The organism is Bacteroides sp. An322, assembly GCF_002161765.1.
GTDB classification, from domain to species: domain Bacteria; phylum Bacteroidota; class Bacteroidia; order Bacteroidales; family Bacteroidaceae; genus Phocaeicola; species Phocaeicola merdavium.
Genome location: NZ_NFIN01000012.1, coordinates 51,649 through 70,897, shown reverse-complemented (window position 1 = coordinate 70,897; position 19,249 = coordinate 51,649). Strand labels below are relative to the sequence as shown.

The window sequence follows — 19,249 nt, the reverse complement described above, 5'->3', positions numbered from 1 at the left end:
TATCAATTGATTAATTGTTTCGTAACGTCTTTTATGACCGGATAAAAATAGCCTGCACTATCCTTTACCGGAGTATATAACAAAGATTGTTGCTTATTGGTTGAACTGATTAAATTATCTTCAGAGTCGATAAATTCCATGCAATGAATGGCAATACTCAATAATAACACGTATTTGATTGCTCCCAATCCTGCGCCTAACAAACGGTTAAGCCACCCAAGCCGCAACCCGTCTACAATACGGGTCAAGACAGAAGCGAGAAAAAGAAAAACAACCGGCACCAACACACCGATTAAAATAAATGCCAATATACGGGCAAATGTAACAGAAGTGCCCAATTCTTCACCCAATCTGTCTCCCACAGCCACAAACAAGGCTCGTGCCAAGAGCAAACCTGCAAGCAGACCTACAATGGAAGCCAACTGCCGGATAGCTCCTTTCATGCAGCCTATGGCAACTCCCAAAGCAATTATTCCTGCTATAAACCAATCTAACGGAGACACTTTATCCAATTAATAATGAACAGTTAATAGTTAATAATTAAGTGGTACGACACCAACTATTAATTATTAACTATCAACTATCAACTACTTATAAAGTTTGTTTCACTTCCACTTCTTCGAATGTTTCAATCACATCACCGACTTTCAGGTCATTGCAATTGGTCAGGCTGATACCGCATTCGAAGTTAGTTCCAACTTCTTTCACATCATCTTTGAAACGTTTCAAAGCATTGATTGCACCTGTAAAGATGACAATACCGTCACGAATCAGACGTGCCTTATCAGTACGTTTCACTTTACCGGTCTTCACCATAGCTCCGGCTACCATACCTACCTTACTGATATTGAAGACTTCACGCACTTCAATCGTAGCGGTAACCTGTTCTTTCACAGTCGGAGCCAACATACCTTCCATAGCCGACTTCACTTCTTCTATCGCATCGTAAATGATAGAATACTTGCGGATATCCACGCCTTCCTGCTCTGCCAGCTTAGCGGCACCACTCGAAGGACGTACTTGGAAACCGACAATAATAGCATCCGAAGCCGCTGCCAACGATACATCTGATTCCGAAATCTGTCCCACGCCTTTGTGGATAACATTCACCTGAATCTGTTCGGTAGACAATTTTATCAACGAATCGCTCAATGCTTCTACAGAACCGTCTACGTCACCTTTCACAATGATATTCAATTCATGGAAATCGCCCAATGCCAAACGGCGTCCCACTTCATCCAAGGTAAGCATCTTTTGTGTACGAAGCCCTTGTTCACGCTGAAGTTGTTCACGTTTATTGGCTATTTCACGCGCTTCCTGGTCTGTATCGAATACATGGAACGTATCTCCTGCAGCAGGGGCACCGTTCAAGCCCAATATCAATACAGGTTCAGAAGGACCGGCTTCTTTCATCCGCTGGTTACGCTCGTTGAACATGGCTTTTACCTTACCATAATATTTTCCGGCAAGTACGATATCGCCCACATGCAAAGTTCCGTTCGAAACCAACACCGTAGCCACGTAGCCCCGTCCTTTATCCAAAGACGATTCGATGATAGAACCGGTCGCTTTCCGGTTCGGATTGGCTTTCAGATCCAACATCTCGGCTTCCAGCAATACTTTTTCCAGCAATTCTTTCACGCCGGTACCTTTTTTTGCCGATATGTCTTGCGACTGGTATTTACCTCCCCATTCTTCAATCAGGAAGTTCATTTGTGCCAATTCTTCCTTAATCTTGTCCGGATTGGCATTCGGCTTATCTATTTTATTGATAGCAAACACGATAGGTACACCTGCTGCCATCGCATGATTAATCGCTTCTTTCGTTTGAGGCATCACATTGTCATCGGCTGCCACAATGACGATAACCACATCGGTCACTTTCGCACCGCGGGCACGCATTGCAGTAAATGCCTCATGACCCGGAGTATCCAAGAAAGTGATGTGACGTCCGTCTTCCAGTTTCACGTTATAAGCACCGATGTGCTGGGTAATACCTCCAGCCTCACCTGCAATAACATTTGCCTTACGGATGTAGTCCAACAACGAAGTCTTTCCGTGGTCTACGTGTCCCATTACGGTTACAATCGGAGCACGAGGCTGCAAGTCTTCTTCCGCATCTGCCTCTTCCTCTACAGCCTGAGCCACTTCTGCGCTGACATATTCTGTCTTGAATCCGAATTCTTCCGCTACCAGATTAATGGTTTCAGCATCCAGACGCTGGTTGATAGAAACCATAATCCCGACACTCATACAAGTAGAAATAACCTGAGTGACCGGCACGTTCATCATGTTTGCCAATTCATTGGCAGTAACAAATTCGGTCAGCTTCAATACCTTGCTTTCTTCTTGTTCCAGTTCCTCCTGCTCCAGTTGACGGTTCTGGATTGTTTCGCGTTTTTCCTTGCGGTACTTGGCAGCCTTATTCTTTCCCTTATTGGTCAAGCGTGCCAAAGTCTCTTTTACTTGCTTAGCAACGTCTTCATCACTCACTTCCGGCTTCACCACAGTCTTCTTGAAACGGTCTTTATTATGCTTGCCACCGCCTTGCTGAGTGTTTTTGCTCTGTTTTTCGTTTTTCGAAGGAGCACCGCTTCCGGCTGTATTGATATCCACCCGCTCCTTATTATTAATACGGTTCCGTTTTTTCTTCGGATTGGCATCCATGTCATTACCCTTTTCCGCCTTTTCATCGGTTTTCCGGATTTCCTTGATAATGGCATCCTTCATCTGCCTCCGTTGTTCCTGACGCTGCCGGTCTTTTTCTTCCCGCTCTTTGCGTCTTTCTTCTTTCGATTTCTTTTTGGGACGGGTAGACTGGTTCAGGGTAGCCAGGTCAATCTGACCCACTACATTGATTTTCGATTTGAATTCGGTCGGACGAATCTTGAATATACCATCGTCCGTCGTGTCTTTAGCTGTCTGCGTTTCGGGGATTTCTTTCTTTTCTTCCATTAAATTCGGTTTCGAGTCTTCTGCCTTTTCTTCTGGTTCAGGCTGTTCAAGGTTTTCATTCACTATTTTTTCAGCTTGCGGCTGTTCAGCCGTTGCCGTTTCATATACAGGTTCTTCTTTCTCCTGTTGCTCAACTACCACAGGAGTTTCCGGTTGTGCAGCTTCCTCTTTTGCCTCTACAGGCTCTGCAACAGCCGGTTTTGCCTTTTTCGGCTTGTTCAAGTTATCCAAGTCAATCTTGCCTACAGGCTTAAAGCGCGGGCGTACCTCTTCCGGCACAACCGTATCTATCATTTCCGGCTTTGCGGGTTCCGGCTGCAGGTCTTCTATCGAGACGGAAGCCTTATTGCGTTCTTTATTTTGCCGTTCCTGAAAAATCTTTTCAGACTCTATCTTCAAATCTTTGTCCTTGCTAAACTCTTTCACAAGTGCAGCATATTGTTCTTCCGTAATCTTCGTATTCGGATTAGCCTCAACGGTATAGCCTTTCTTTTGCAGAAAGTCCACCACCGTAGCAATCCCTACATTCAAATCTCTTGTTACTTTGTTCAGTCTTATCGTCATAAATCATTTGTTTTTTAATAGAGTCCGAAAATAATTAATCGTTAATAGTTAACAGTTGATAGCGGCAACGACGCTATTCATTATTCACTATTAACTATTCACTCTCAGCAGCGTTTTCTTCGAACTCAGCTTTCAAAATTCTCAATACATCATCTACCGTGTTTTCTTCCAGGTCAGCCTTCTCTATCAACATTTCGCGCGGAGCGTTCAGCACGCCTTTTGCCGTTTCGATACCGATGCTCTTAATGGCATCAATCACCCAACCGTCGATTTCGTCCTTGAATTCATCCAGATAAATGTCTTCATCCATGGCATTTTCATCCACCTCACGGTAAACATCAATGGTATATTCGGTCAGCATACTTGCCAACTTGATGTTCATTCCTCCCTTTCCGATTGCCAAAGACACTTCTTCCGGCTTCAAGTACACTTCCGCCCGTTTTTCTTCATCATGCATTACAATCGACGATACTGTAGCCGGACTCAATGCACGCTGGATAAACAACTGGATATTTGATGTATAATTGATAACATCTATATTTTCATTCCGCAATTCACGCACGATGCCATGGATACGCGAGCCTTTCACGCCCACACAAGCACCTACCGGGTCAATGCGTTCGTCATACGATTCTACCGCAATCTTGGCACGTTCGCCCGGGATGCGGGCTATCTTCTTAATCGTAATCAACCCGTCATTGATTTCAGGCACTTCCTGTTCGAACAGGCGTTGCAAGAACATCGGAGACGTACGGCTCAGGATAATCTTCGGATTGTTATTCTTGTTATCCACACGAGCCACTACAGCCCGAACCGTCTCGCCTTTGCGGTAAAAATCGCTCGGAATCTGCTCGGTCTTCGGAAGCAGCAGTTCGTTGCCTTCATCGTCCAATAACAGGATTTCCTTCTTCCATATCTGGTAAACCTCAGCAGAGATGATAGTCCCCACTTTGTCTATATACTTATTATATAAGGAGTCTTTTTCCAACTCCAGTATCTTCGAAGCCAAGGTTTGGCGAAGGTTCAAAATCGCCCGTCTGCCGAACTTTTCGAAAATCACTTCATCCGTCACTTCCTCGCCCACTTCATACGAAGCGTCAATCTTGCGGGCTTCAGTCAACGAAATCTGCCGGTTCGGATTAGTCAGCTCCTCATCGGCAACAACCTCCCGATTGCGCCATATCTCGAAGTCCCCCTTATCCGGGTTCACGATTACATCATAATTCTCGTCTGTACCGAACATCTTTGCAATCACGCTGCGGAAAGACTCTTCCAGCACACTCACCATCGTCGTGCGATCGATGTTCTTCAATTCTTTAAATTCCGAAAATGTGTCAACCAAACTGACAGCAGGTTCTTTCTTCGCCATAATTTATTTAAAGCTAATTAAGTATTTGGTGTATTTTATTTCATCGTAGGTAAAAGTCACATTCTGTTCCACCAGTTTCGGGCGTTTCGCCCCTTCCGGCTTCACTTTCACCGTCATCGTAATGGTAAAGTTTTCTTCGTTGGCTTCTGCCAGCACGCCTTTCCATTTTTTCCCGGCTTTATCCAACACCTCCACCTCTTTCCCGACGTAGATTTGATATTGTTTCAGCACTTTAAACGGCTGTCCGATTCCAGCCGAACCGACTTCCAGTTCATAATCTTCTTCTTCCCGGTTCAACTTCGACTCAATATACCGGCTCAAATCCACACAATCGTCTATCCACACGCCGTCCGCATGGTCTATTTCAACTACGATTCTGTCATCCGGGCTAACAGAGACATCCACCAGAAAATAATCTTTCCCGTCCAGCCATTCCTCGACAATCCGGGTTACCACGTTTGTTTCTATCATGTAATATTATTAAGAATAAAAAAAGGAGCTTGACCGCCCCTCCACCTTCTCATTCATCTCGCGTGCAAAGATACAAATAATATCAAGTCTTGCAAAATATTAGAACAATTATTTTTGAAATACCACAGCACTTTCATTTATTTAAAATGTAAATGGATGTCCGCACTAGCCAAATACCTATAGGGCAAGGTTTGCCTGCCAATCTCCTTTCCAATCGAAGCAGGGTGCATCGGCTTACGAACCCGGCTTCATCGGCTGATGCATACGGCTTCGTAAGCCAACACACCCGTATGCCTTTTTGGCAGGAAACAAATGTAAAAAACCGGACTTTATTTAGCTAAAATAATGTGAAAAAAGAAGCGGTATTTTTCACGTTTGCAACCAATTTTCACCAACATTTATTACCTTTGTCCGGATAATGCTTTTGGCTTTTCTTCCCTCTTTCTCCCTCTATTTTCCATGTTACAAAGCACAAACACACGTTTTTCGAGCAAAAATGTAACATACATGATAAAACATGTTACATTTTGGGCTTGACTTTTCCGCTTTCTACAGTATATTTGTAAACACCAAATTTATAAAAACATTATTAACTGCCATCTTTTTTAATCAGGCTATAAAAACACATAACCAAAAAGAAGCGCAAAGACCATTTTTAATAAATAAAAAGTATGAACACACAATTTTACGATGACGGTTAAGACACTCATGTCAAAAGAGAACAAAAAAATAGAGTTAAAAAAGAAGTTGTATAACTTTAAAAGCTAAGAAGAATTAATGGAAAACCCAAAAAGAAACATTCGAAAGATTCCTTTCCTGCTTATGCTAATGCTACTTAGCAGCTTGCCGATATGGGCACAGCAAGGAATACCCGTACAAGGTGTCATTCTTGACGGGAATGGTGAAACGGTCATTGGAGCGTCTGTTGTTGTGAAAGGCAGTACTTCAATGGGGACAATATCGGATTTGGATGGTAGGTTCCAATTAAATGTGCCTAATGCCAATTCTGTACTAGTGATTTCATACATTGGTATGAAGACTAAAGAAGTGAAAGTGAAAACCAACGGCTTGATGAGTATTACATTAGAAGATGACTCAGAAGTCTTAGAGGAAGTTGTAGTAGTTGGTTACGGACAACAGAAAAAAGCAAGTGTGGTAGGTGCTATCACGCAAACAACAGGAAAAGTATTGGAACGCGCAGCAGGTATTAGCGATATCGGTGCGGCGTTGACAGGTAACTTGCCGGGTGTGATTACGGTGCAAGGTTCCGGTATGCCCGGTGAAGAAGAACCTCAAATTACAATTCGTGGTGCAAGTTCTTGGAACAATAGTGATCCGTTGGTATTGGTCGACGGTATTGAACGTCCGATGAGTTCGGTTGATATCAGTTCGGTTGAATCAATTTCTGTATTAAAGGATGCTTCTGCAACAGCTGTCTACGGTGTGAAAGGTGCGAATGGCGTTATCTTAATCACGACAAAACGAGGTCAAGAAGGCGGTGCTAAGATTGACGTCGGTTTTAACACAACATTGAAAGCTCCGTCAAAATTACCGAATAAGCTCGATTCGTATGATGCTTTGATGGCACGTAACGTAGCATTGGAACATGAATTGGTTTTGACTCCAGATGAATCATGGGCATACATCCGTCCGCAGGCATTTATCGAGAACTACCGCAATCAAACCACAGTTGAACAACGCGAGCGTTATCCGAACGTAGACTGGCAGAAGGCGTTGTTTAAAGATTCGGCTATTTCTTACAATGCAAATTTGAATATCAGCGGTGGTTCGGAATTCGTAAAATACTTTGCTTCTGCTGACTATGTACACGAAGGTGACCTTTTCCGTGTATACGATAATGGCCGTGGATATGATTCCGGTTATGGTTATGACCGCATCAACGTACGTAGTAACCTTGACTTCAACATTACAAAGACTACCGTATTCAAGGTTAATTTAGCAGGTTCAACCGGTATACGTAAATCTCCGTGGAACAATACCGGAGCTTCTGAATGGTCTATTGGCCAGCAATGGGCAGGTGCTTACAACATCGCGCCTGACGTGTTCTTGCCCGTTTATTCAGACGGAAGCTGGGGATATTATCCGAATATATCTAATGTAACCAACTCAGCAGCTAATCTTTCGTTGGGTGGTACAAACGAAAGCACTACGACCCGTATCAATACCGACTTTACGTTAGAACAAGATTTGAGCTTTATTACCAAAGGATTGTCTGCAAGGGCTTTGATTTCGTGGGATAACGTATTCGTTGAAACTTCACGTGGTATCAATGACTTGAATAACGATGCCCAATATAAGTGGATTAATCCGGATACAGGCGAAGTATCTTATAAGAATACGTATGACGCAAACAATAAATTCGATTGGATGCAAGGCATAAAATGGTCTACAGCAGACGGTGCAGTGAGCGACGGTGAAACTGTACGTAATTTGTATTATCAGATTCAGTTGAATTGGGCACGCACGTTTGGCAAGCACGATTTGACTGCCATGGGAGTATTCAGCCGTCAGGAAGAGGCAAAAGGTAGTGTGATGCCTATCTATCGTGAAGACTGGGCATTCCGTGTTACCTATAATTATGCCGACAAATATTTCATTGAATACAACGGCGCTTACAACGGTTCAGATAAGTTTAGCAAAGAAAACCGTTTCGCTTATTTTAATTCAGGCGCAATCGGTTGGATGATTTCGGAAGAAAAGTTCATGAACTTCTCTAAGAAATGGTTGGATATGCTGAAGGTGCGTGCTTCATACGGTGAAATCGGTGATGATAACGTATTTGGCGACCGCTTCAATTCAGCTAACCGTTGGTTGTATATGAATCAATGGGCATACGGAGGCAATGCTTACATGGATTTGAATCAGGGTACCAGTGTGTACACATGGTTCCGCGAATCAGCCATTGGCAATCCGGACGTAAAATGGGAAACTGTAAAGAAGTTCAACTTCGGTGTTGACTATTCGTTCTTAAACGGCTTGCTTGCCGGTACGATAGAAGTGTTCCGCGATGAACGTACTGACATTTTGGTAACAGGTAGCGACCGTTCGGTTCCTGCATTTTTTGGCGGTACACCTCCTACAGCTAATATTGGTCGGGTGAAAACAAGAGGATATGAATTGGAATTACGCCTCAATAAAGTATTCCCGAACCAAATGCGTTTGTGGGGTAACTTCAACATGACTCATGCAGAAAACAAGGTGCTTGAAAAAGACGACCAACCGTTGCGTCCAAGTTACCAGAAAGCGGCAGGTTATGCTATCGGTCAATACACCTCTTATATTGATAATGGTTTCATCCAAAACTTAGACCAATTGTACGGTAGTCCTGCACACGACACCAATGACTCGCAGCGTTTGGTAGGCGACTATTACATTGTTGACTTTAACGGTGACGGTATTATCGATAACAAAGACTCTGCACCTTATGGTTATTCAAATACACCGCAAAATACGTACAATGCAACGATTGGATTCGAATGGAAAGGGTTCAGCGCATTCGTACAATTCTATGGAGTAACCAATGTCACCCGTGACGTATCGCTTACCAGCTTTGGCAGCAAACTGAATACTGTATACGATACGGGTACCTGGTGGTCGAAAGATGAAGCCAATCCAGAAGTCATTATTCCGAGATTCGCATCCTCAACAAACAATTATACGTATGGAACCCAGTACTTGTATGACGGTTCTTATATTCGTTTGAAAAATGCGGAAATTGCCTATACATTCAATGGTGGTTGGATTCATAAATTAGGCATCCGTAATTTGAAGATTTATCTGAACGGAAACAACTTGTGGCTTTGGACCCGTATGCCGGACGACCGCGAAGCGAATCTGTCCGGTGCAGGTTACTTAGGTGCATATCCTACAGTGAGACGTTATAATTTAGGTATTAAGTTTACATTATAAAAGCGATATATGGAAAAGAAAATATATAGAACGTGGCTGTTTGTCAGTACATTCTTTTTGTTGGGAACGGTCAACCTGACTTCTTGTCAAGATTACTTGGATAAGGAACCGGATTCTACCGTATCCAGCGAAGAAGCGTTCAAGGATTTTATGAATTTCCAAGGTTTCATTGAAGAAATCTATAACTGCATTCCCGATAAGGAAAGATGTAATTATTGTGCTTCTTGGAACTGGGGAGATGATGAGATATTCAATACCGAAGGTGATGCCCACATGACACACCAGGTAGACTTGGGTAACTTCCGTGCATGGCAAACGAATGACCAATGCTGGCTGTATAGAAGTTCCAGTAATCCTACTTCTACCGACAAGTTTAACCACTCGTTATGGCCGCATTCGTGGTATTGCATTCGTAAGGCTAATGTGGGACTTGCCAATTTGGACAAGATGACAGCAGCTACCGAAGAAGAACGTGACTTGATTGCAGGGCAGTTGTATTTCTTCCGGGCATGGTGGCATTTTGAATTGATGCAATATTGGGGAGGACTGCCGTATATCGACCGTGTATTGGACTCTTCCAATCCGGAAGACATGACATTGCCGCGTTTAAGTTATCAGGAATGTGCCGATAAAGCAGCCGAAGACTTCCGTCGGGCAGCCGACCTGTTGCCTATTGATTGGGATGATACTACAGTCGGAAAGCAGACACAAGGTAAGAACCAATTGCGTATCAATAAGATTATGGCATTGGGCTATTTGGGAAAGAACTATCTATGGGCAGGCAGCCCGTTAATGAAAAACGGCGCACAGATAGGTGGTACACAGACCTATAATTACGATGAGGAATATTGCCGGAAGGCAGCAGAAGCTTTCGGCGAATTGTTGTCATTGGTAGAAAGCGGCCAGACTCAATATGCTTTGGCTGAATTCAACTATAGTGATATTTATAATCATACACGTGCTTCGAATGCTTCATCTTGTTATTCGGACATTTTCTATACCACACGTCAGAATTGGTTGATGCCTGGCTCGGTAGAGGCAATTTTCCGTGGCCTTTCCAGCGATGGAAATGGTAGTAACTGGAATATGTCGAAAACATTTGGCCCTAAAGTAGGTAATTTGGTTTCTCACGACAACATCATTCATCAGCCGACTGCCAATATGGTAAATATGTATGGTATGGCTAATGGACTTCCATTGGATGATCCGGAATCCGGATTTGACCCGACTCATCCGTTCAAAGACCGTGACCCTCGTTTCTATCACGATATTGTATTTGACGGGTTCAAGTATGTCAATTCAACGATGCCTGCTGATCAGGAATATTTGCGTTATTGTGACCTTCAAACAGACGGTGTGATGCGTTCTGTTTCAAATGCAAGCCGTACCGGGTATTTCATTCAAAAGATAGTTCCCCATACTTGTAACGAGTATGACCAGGACTATGCTTGGGGTGGTGCTTACCATTGCTATATGCCTTATATGCGTTTGGCAGATATTTACTTGATGTATGCGGAAGCGTGTGCTGCTATAAACGGAGCTACAGGCAAAGCATCCAATTTCTCTAAGACAGCAGAAGACGCAATCAACACAATCCGTGACCGTTGTGGTGCTGGGCATGTAGGAGCTGCTTACGTAGCCAGCAGAGAAAAACTCCTAGATGAAATTCGTCGTGAACGCGCTGTAGAACTTTCGTTCGAAGGGTTCCGTTTCAACGATTTGCAACGTTGGTTATTGTTGACAGAATATCCTTATACGGTAAAGACTTCTCAAGAATTTACTCGGGTAGAAAGTGACGAATGGTTCAAAGAGAACGATCCGAGAGATGCGGAAGTTGCCAACTGGCGGGAGGAAGTGATTTTAACCCGTGTGTTCGGTACCAAACATTATTGGTTCCCGTTGCCCGATGATGAAACATATCTTTATGTTGATTTCGGACAAAATCCGGGTTGGTAATATAACGAATGTTTAACACTAAAGACAGAAACAATGAAATATATACAAACGAAACTCATTCTATGCGCCATGTTTGCAGCTTCGCCTTTATGCGTAAACGCACAGGATGTTGCAGTGAATGAATCCGATTCATTGAATAACGGACAAGATCCGTTAGTGCAGATCGCTTACCGTAAGGTAGCACAGAGTGAATTGCTGGGAGGCGTTTCTGTTGTCGACATGGAAAAGTTGACAGAAAAGAACTATAATACGTATAGTTTAGACAATATGCAAGGCTACGTTGGCGGTTGGAACGGTAACTCCTTATGGGGGATGGATGGTGACAATGCCGGCTATTTGGTATTGGTAGATGGTGTACCTCGTGATGCCAACAACGTATTGCCGACGGAAATCTCGCAGATTACATTTTTAAAGAGTGCGCAAGCGGTCGTATTGTATGGAAGCCGGGCAGCGAAAGGTGCTATATTGATTACCACCAAGCGCGGTAAAGAAGAAAAACTAAAAGTGGAGGTACGTGCTAATACAGGATTTAATGTAGCAAAGAGTTTTCCCGAATACTTAGGTTCGGCAGAATATATGACCTTGTATAACGAAGCGCGTGTGAACGATAAACTTTCCCCACTGTATAGCGAAACGGATATCTATAATCATGCGTCTGGAGAAAATCCTTACCGTTATCCGAATATGAATTTCTATTCGTCTGATTACATTAAGAAAGCATATAACCGTTCAGACGTAACAGCTGAGATTTCGGGAGGAAATAAAAGAGCACGTTTTTACAGTAATATCGGTTATTACCGTCAGGGGGATTTTTTCAAGTTCGGCGAAGCAGAAAACAACAGTGTCAGCCGCTTGAACATCCGTGGTAACGTAGATGTGAACATCAATGACTTCATTGACGCTTACATCAATGCCAACGCTACGTTCTACGATTCGAAAAGTGCTATCGGAGATTATTGGTCGGCAGCCTCAACTTTCCGTCCGAACCGACCGGAATTTGCTGCGCCTTTGATTCCGTTGAGTTATATTGACCCGAACGCAACAGCAGCTTGGGACTTGATAAACGCTTCTGGTAACATTATTGACGGCAAGTATTTCTTGGCAGGAACTCAGATTGACCCGACCAATATTTTTGCCGATTATTACGCTGCCGGACGCAACAAGTACACCAGCCGTCAATTCCAATTTGATACGGGTGTGAATATGGATTTGAGTAAGGTATTGAAGGGGCTTTCATTCCATGCGTTGTTTGCGGTGGATTATGCAACTTCCTATAACACATCATTTAACAACTCGTATGCTATCTATACACCAGTATGGTCGAATGCGGATGGCAAAGACATAATTGTCGGACTGACACAAGAAGGTACTGACGAAAAGTCGGGTGTACAAAACATCAGCGGAAGTACGGATAACCGGACTATTGCTTTCTCGGGCTGGTTCGATTACAAGAACACGTTTGCTAATGACCATAATGTATCTGCGATGTTGATTGCTTCGGGATATCAGCAGACGCTTTCTGCACAATATCACCGTGTCTGCAATGCGAATTTGGCTTTGCAGGTAGGATATAACTACAAGCAGAAATATTACATGGATTTTGGCGGTGCATTGATACATTCAGCCAAATTAGCTCCGGGACACCGCAATGCTTTCTCGCCGTCACTGACATTGGGATGGAAGTTAAGTAACGAATCATTCTTGGCTGATTCGGATGTGGTGGACGATTTGACAGTCAGCGTATCCGGAAGCATCCTGAACGAAGACATCGACTTAACAGATTTCTATATGTACGAAGCGGTTTGGCAACAAGCTTACGGATGGAGCTGGTACGACGGTAGTTTGGAGCAATATACAATGTCTGTCAGAGGTGCCAACGAAGACCTGACTTTTGTAAAACGGAAAGAAATTTCTGCTAATGTACATACCTCGTTGTGGAACAAGATGATTACAGCAGACGCTTCGTTCTTCATCAATTCCATGGAAGGATATGTGGTAAGACCGGAAGTAAATTTCCCGAATTACTTCTTCACTTACTATCCGGAAGCTTCTATTATACCTTATATTAATAATGATAACAACCGCCGCATCGGTTTCGATTTTGCCGTGAACTTCAATAAACGAATCGGCGAAGTGGACTTCTCGTTAGGCGTAGCTGGAACTTACTACGACACCAAGGCTACTAAACGCAGTGAAGTGAACGAGTGGGATTACCAAAACCGTGAAGGAAAGCCGTTGGATGGTATATGGGGCTTGGAAAGTTTGGGATTCTTCCAAAGTGAAGAAGAAATCGAAAACTCTCCAGAACAACAATTCGGAGGCACCGTACGTCCGGGCGATATCAAATACAAAGACCAGAACGGTGACGGCGTTATTAACAGCAACGACCAAGTGTACTTAGGTAAAGGTGGTTGGTATGGTTCGCCCTTCACTTTCGGTTTGAACTTGACTGCCAAATGGAAAGACTTTACTTTCTTTGCTTTGGGTACCGCTGGCATAGGCTCATACGGCGTGAAGAACAGTTCTTACTATTGGGTATATGGCGACGGCAAGTATTCGGCTGTAGTACGTGACCGCTGGACTCCGGAAACTGCCGCTACTGCTACTTATCCGCGTTTGACTACTGAAACTGGCGCAAACAATTTCCAGACATCAGACTTCTGGATGTATAAAGCCAACCGTTTCGACTTGGCTAAGATACAGATTACCTATGACCTTCCGAAACGTTTCTTGCAGAACACGTTTGTAAAAGGCTTTTCGGCATATATCAGCGGTTCAAACTTGCTGACTATCTCGAAAGAACGCGAACACATGGAAATGAATGTGGGAAGCGCACCGCAGACACGATTCTATAATCTGGGTGTGAAAGTGACATTCTGATAAAAAGTATATGAACACTAAAAATTGAAATGGCATGAAATTAATAAAAAACATACTGACTTTTGGAGTTCTGATTCCGCTGTTGGCTTCGTGTACCGACATGTTTGAGCCGGCATTGGAGAACAACCGTTCCGAAGATAATATGTACGACGACCCTTCGTATGCACAAGGCGTATTGGGGTATGCCTATTCCTTATTGCCCTATGATACGAAATCTGTTTCGGATGTCGCTACAGACGATGCTGTGACAAACGACCGGGCAAATACGTATCTGGCTATGGCAACAGGTTCGTGGACATCAAATAATGACCCGATGTCGAAGTGGCAAGGATGCCGGGCCGCTATCCAATACATCAACACTTTCTTGTCGAAAGTAGATGATATTGCATGGGCAGAGGATGAAAAAGTACACCAAATGTATTCAGACAGATTGAAAGGCGAAGCTTATGCTTTGCGTGCATTGAATATGTATTTCTTGATGCTGGCACATGGAGGTTGGACTGAAGACGGCGAATTGCTGGGACTTCCTATTATTAAAGAACCTGAAGATGTAAACTCGAATTATAATTTGCCGAGAAATACTTATCAGGAATGCGTAGACTGGATGTTGGAAGACTTGAATGCGGCTATCGAACTGCTTCCGGCAGACTACGCTGACATCTCGAATGCAGAGATTCCGCAAAAGTATCAGGAAATCGGCGTGACCAATGCCGGTGATTATAACCGTGTAAACGGGTCGCACATGCGTGGACGTATTACTGCCCGCATCGCTGAAGCCATCCGTGCTCAGATAACGTTAGTAGCTGCAAGTCCTGCTTTTAGTGACGGTACAACAGTGACATGGGAAGATGCGGCAAACTATGCAGCTGTAGTTCTTGACCGGATCGGTGGTGTAAGCGGTATGGATGAGGATGGTTACAAGTGGTTTATGAATACTGCTGAAATAGATGGATTGGGGTCAGGAGCTTGTCCACCTGAAATCCTTTGGAGAGGCGACCGTGATAACAGTGCAGAAGATTATGCTTTGGGCTTGAACCAGGAAAAAGACAATTTCCCTCCTTCCTTGTATGGAAACGGACGTATCAACCCTACCCAAAATCTTGTGGATGCATTCCCAATGGCAAACGGTTATCCCATTGATGACAAAGACTCTGAATACGATCCCAATGACCCGTATACAAACCGTGACCCGCGCTTGAGCGAATACATTTTGTATAACGGTGCGACTTACGGCACAAGCAACACACAAATCATTACCGGCGTATACGGCACAAATAATGATGCCTTGGGCAGGCAGAGTACTTCTACCCGCACGGGGTATTATATGCGGAAACTGTTGCGTAGTGACTGTAATCCGAATCCGCAATACAATACAACCCAATTCCATTATCCGGTACGTATCCGCATGACGGAAATATTCTTGGATTATGCGGAAGCTGCTAATGAGGCATGGGGACCAACCGGTACAGGAAGCCATGGTTATTCGGCATACGATGTTATCAAAGCCATTCGTTCACGTGCTGGTGTAGGTGTCGACAACGGTGATCCATATTTGGAAGCATGTGCGGCAAGCAAGGAACAGATGCGCGAATTGATTCGTAACGAACGCCGTATAGAACTCTGTTTTGAGAACAAACGCTTCTGGGATATGCGTCGTTGGCAATTGGATTTGACGGAAACTGCTAAAGGTATCGAAATTGACCAAGTCGGAGGAACATTGACTTATGAAGTCATTGATGTTGAAAGACGAAACTACAGCGATTATATGACTTACGGTCCTATACCTTATGCAGAGGTGTTGAAATGGAGTAATCTGCAACAAAATGCAGGATGGTAATCAAGTTTGATATGTAAAACGAAAAAAAAGTAATTATGAAATTATCTAAACTACAATTGATAACGGTTGCAAGCGCCTTAGTATTCGGAGTTACGTCGTGTGAAAATCAAGACTTTACATTTGACGACTATGAAGGAGGCACTTCCGTATATTTCGCTTACCAATATCCGGTACGTACCATTGTATTGGGTGAGTCTGAAGATTTTGATACGACAATCGACAACGAACACCGCTGTCAGATATATGCTACCATGGGTGGTGTATATAAAAACGAAAAACGGATTTCGGTAGATATTGACGTGGATAATACACTTTGCGACAATCTGTATTTTGAAGACGGTTCGCCGGTAGTGGCTATGCCTTCCGATTATTATTCATTGGGAGGAGACCAAATTGTATTAGACAATGACAAATGGGGCTACGTAGATGTACAGTTCACTGATGCTTTTTTTGCCGATCCTAATTCGTTGAAGAATACGTATGTCATTCCGTTGGTAATGTCGAATGTGGTAAATGCTGACCGCATTTTAACGGGAACTCCATCGATAGAAGGTGATACACCAGTGCGTACCAATTCTGCATATTGGAATGTGCAACCCAAGGATTTCGTGCTGTATTGCTTGAAATTCATCAATCCTTGGCATGCGTCTTATTTGCGCCGAGGCATAGACCGGGTTACTCGCGACGGGGAAACGGAAACAATTGACCGTGGTGTCGTATATGTAGAAGACAGTGAAGTATGTAAGGTGACTACTGCCGGTTTGAAACAATGCATATTCCCTGTTACATTGGATTTGGGTGAAGGCGAAGAGTTGACATGTGACTTGTTGTTGACATTCGACGACAACAATCATTGTACGATTACCTCTAATACGAAAGGTTATACGGCTAAAGGTGAAGGTGACTTTGTAAAAGATGCCGATAGTTGGGCGAATAAAAAACGCGATGCGCTTCATTTGAACTATAGCATTAATTTCGGAAACATTAATATGCAGACGAATGATACGCTTGTGGTTCAGACACGTGGTGTCGGAGGTGAACAATTTACCCCGACATATAATGCTAATTAAGTAAGGGAGGATATGTAAATGAAGTACACAAAACATTTTTTATATGCGGCCATGATGGGTATGCTAGCATCGTGCGCCGATGATAAGCTTGTCGATTTCCAAGTGGAAAAACCGGCAGAAATTGCGCAATATGAATATCTGAACGCTTACGATGCACTGAAAACGTACATAGACCGCAGCAAAACTAATCCTGATTTTAAGTTGGGTATTGCATTGAGCGCAAACGACTTTATTGCCGGCACACAGGTGCATACGGTTGCCCGGAATAATTTCGATGAAATGACTGCTGGCAATGAAATGAAATATGCCAGTTGTGTGGCAAATGATGGTTCTATGGATTTCTCTACAGTAACTCGGTTTGTAGATGCTGCACGTCAGGCAGGAATGACTATTTACGGTCATACCTTGGCTTGGCATTCGCAACAGAACAATACGTATCTGAATGGAATTATTGCGGACAGGGTGCTTGATACAGGACCGGTAGAACCGATTGAAGTAGAAATAAAACGGGAAGATTATTCAACTTATACGAGTTATCCGTTTTATGTGATGGGATATACGCCTGAGTTTAAAGACGGCTGCATGGTTAGTAATTATCCCGGAGAATGGTATCAGTATTTTGTTGCTGATAACATTTCAACAACAATTGGCGGAGATTATAAAGTAACCGCTTATATTAAAGGTACGACTCCCGGCTCAATGAATGTACAGTTTGGTAATTGGGGCAACTTGTTGGAACAAACAATGAATTTCACAGACGAATGGACTGAAGTTTCTTTGAACTTCACCAATTGTCCGGTAGAAAGCAGTTTTGTTGTGTTTCAGCCTGGAACTTATGAAGGCGAAGTACGCATCCAATGGTTGAGTGTCTCACACATGGAAATTCCACAATCAGTAAAGAATGAGTATCTTTACCAAAACGATTTCTCCGGTACAGAGCATCCAGGCGGTTGGGGTAATAACTCTACCTTTGAGATTGTACAAGGTGCAGGTCCTGACGGAAGTGCAGCTATGAAGATAACCAATCCTTCGGTTGTAGAAGCATGGGCAGCCCAAATGGCAGTAGATTTCGAGACACCGTTTACTCCTGGCGAAACTTACTTTGTATCTTACAAAATCAAAGGTTCCGGTTCTGGAAATTTCAGTGCAGGACTTCAAATCAGCTCGAACTATGCTTCTACCGGTGATTTTGGTTCGGTTAACTTCAACACCGAATGGCAAGACGTAACTCAATCTTGTACTTGCAACGGAGAAGGAGCTACACGCTTAATCTTTAGCTTTGGCAGCTTTGCTGGAGATATTTATATCGATGATTTGGAATTTTATATCCAAGTACCAGCCAATACAGAACCCTTGACCCCCGAAGAAAAGAAAGACACTCTTACCTGGGCAATGGATAACTGGATTAACGGCATGATGGAAGCCTGTGGTGGTTATGTTGTTGCATGGGATGCAGTTAATGAAGCTATTGCTGGTGACGATTACGATGGCGACGGTTATTACGACCTCCAATCGGCAACCAACGGCGACCCGTCTACCAACTTCTACTGGCAAGACTATTTAGGAAACGAAGACTATGTGCCTATTGTAACCCAATTGGCAGAGAAATATTTCGTTGAACACGGAGGCAATGCAGCAGACTTGAAACTGTTCATTAACGATTACAACCTGGAATCGTGGTGGGACGGCAACCAGAAACTGAAGAGCCTCATCCACTGGATTGAAGTGTGGGAAGAAAACGGAGCCAAGATTGACGGTATCGGCACGCAGATGCACGTCAGCTACATCCTGAACGAGGCAGACCAGAAAGCCCAGGAAGATGCTATCGTGAATATGTTCCAACTGATGGCTGCTACCGGTAAACTCATCAAGATTTCCGAATTGGATATGGGAATCATAGAAAACGCGTTCGGTACGGGTATCAAGACCGAGAATGTGACTTACGAACAACAACTGAAGATGGCTGAGTTCTATCAGTTCATCATCCAGAAGTACTTCGAAATCATTCCTGTAGCACAGCAGTATGGTATCACGCAGTGGTGTATGACCGACAGCCCGGCTGATTCGGGCTGGAGAGGCGGCGAGCCTGTAGGACTTTGGGATTTGAACTATAACCGCAAACCTACCTACGGTGGTTTCGCCAACGGTTTGGCAGGCAGTGTAATAGTCACTCCTACACCTAATATGAGTGAAGAATAAAATTCTACACAATAGAAT

11 protein-coding genes are annotated in these 19,249 nt (G+C 43.6%); 7 read left to right on the top strand and 4 right to left on the bottom strand.

Annotation, left to right across the window (positions count from 1 at the left end; translation table 11 throughout):
- Positions 1-2: 2 nt before the first annotated feature.
- From B5F91_RS08230 to rimP, 4 genes are all read right to left on the bottom strand, one after another.
- Positions 3-503, bottom strand: coding sequence for a CvpA family protein (locus tag B5F91_RS08230; RefSeq protein WP_087428628.1), 501 nt, complete (start codon positions 501-503; stop codon positions 3-5).
- Positions 504-591: 88 nt separating this feature from the next.
- A complete protein-coding gene (gene infB, locus B5F91_RS08225; protein ID WP_087428609.1) occupies positions 592-3,519 on the bottom strand; it encodes a translation initiation factor IF-2 in 2,928 nt (975 codons plus the stop codon).
- Positions 3,520-3,613: 94 nt separating this feature from the next.
- Complete coding sequence (nusA, locus tag B5F91_RS08220; protein ID WP_087428608.1) at positions 3,614-4,888, bottom strand: transcription termination factor NusA; 1,275 nt, start codon at positions 4,886-4,888, stop codon at positions 3,614-3,616.
- A 3-nt stretch (positions 4,889-4,891) separates the two neighbouring features.
- On the bottom strand, positions 4,892-5,359 hold the full coding sequence (gene rimP, locus B5F91_RS08215) for a ribosome assembly cofactor RimP (RefSeq protein ID WP_087428607.1): 468 nt from the start codon (positions 5,357-5,359) through the stop codon (positions 4,892-4,894).
- A 152-nt stretch (positions 5,360-5,511) separates the two neighbouring features.
- On the opposite strand from rimP, the gene B5F91_RS14920 reads away from it, so the two are divergent.
- From B5F91_RS14920 to B5F91_RS08185, 7 genes are all read left to right on the top strand, one after another.
- Entirely contained in the window at positions 5,512-5,700 is a 189-nt protein-coding gene (locus tag B5F91_RS14920; RefSeq protein WP_144025089.1) for a hypothetical protein, read from the top strand.
- Positions 5,701-6,187: 487 nt separating this feature from the next.
- Positions 6,188-9,289, top strand: coding sequence for a TonB-dependent receptor (locus tag B5F91_RS08210; protein WP_239416382.1), 3,102 nt, complete (start codon positions 6,188-6,190; stop codon positions 9,287-9,289).
- Positions 9,290-9,298: 9 nt separating this feature from the next.
- Complete coding sequence (locus B5F91_RS08205; protein ID WP_087428605.1) at positions 9,299-11,245, top strand: RagB/SusD family nutrient uptake outer membrane protein; 1,947 nt, start codon at positions 9,299-9,301, stop codon at positions 11,243-11,245.
- Positions 11,246-11,278: 33 nt separating this feature from the next.
- Positions 11,279-14,125, top strand: a complete 2,847-nt coding sequence (locus B5F91_RS08200; protein ID WP_087428604.1) for a SusC/RagA family TonB-linked outer membrane protein — start codon at positions 11,279-11,281, stop codon at positions 14,123-14,125.
- Positions 14,126-14,159: 34 nt separating this feature from the next.
- On the top strand, positions 14,160-15,962 hold the full coding sequence (locus B5F91_RS08195; RefSeq protein ID WP_087428603.1) for a RagB/SusD family nutrient uptake outer membrane protein: 1,803 nt from the start codon (positions 14,160-14,162) through the stop codon (positions 15,960-15,962).
- 35 nt (positions 15,963-15,997) lie between these two features.
- On the top strand, positions 15,998-17,032 hold the full coding sequence (locus B5F91_RS08190) for a DUF5627 domain-containing protein (protein ID WP_087428602.1): 1,035 nt from the start codon (positions 15,998-16,000) through the stop codon (positions 17,030-17,032).
- Positions 17,033-17,083: 51 nt separating this feature from the next.
- Positions 17,084-19,231 carry an endo-1,4-beta-xylanase gene (locus tag B5F91_RS08185; protein WP_239416379.1) on the top strand — a complete coding sequence of 716 codons (2,148 nt, stop codon included), beginning with the start codon at positions 17,084-17,086 and terminating at the stop codon, positions 19,229-19,231.
- The last annotated feature ends 18 nt before the right edge of the window (positions 19,232-19,249 follow it).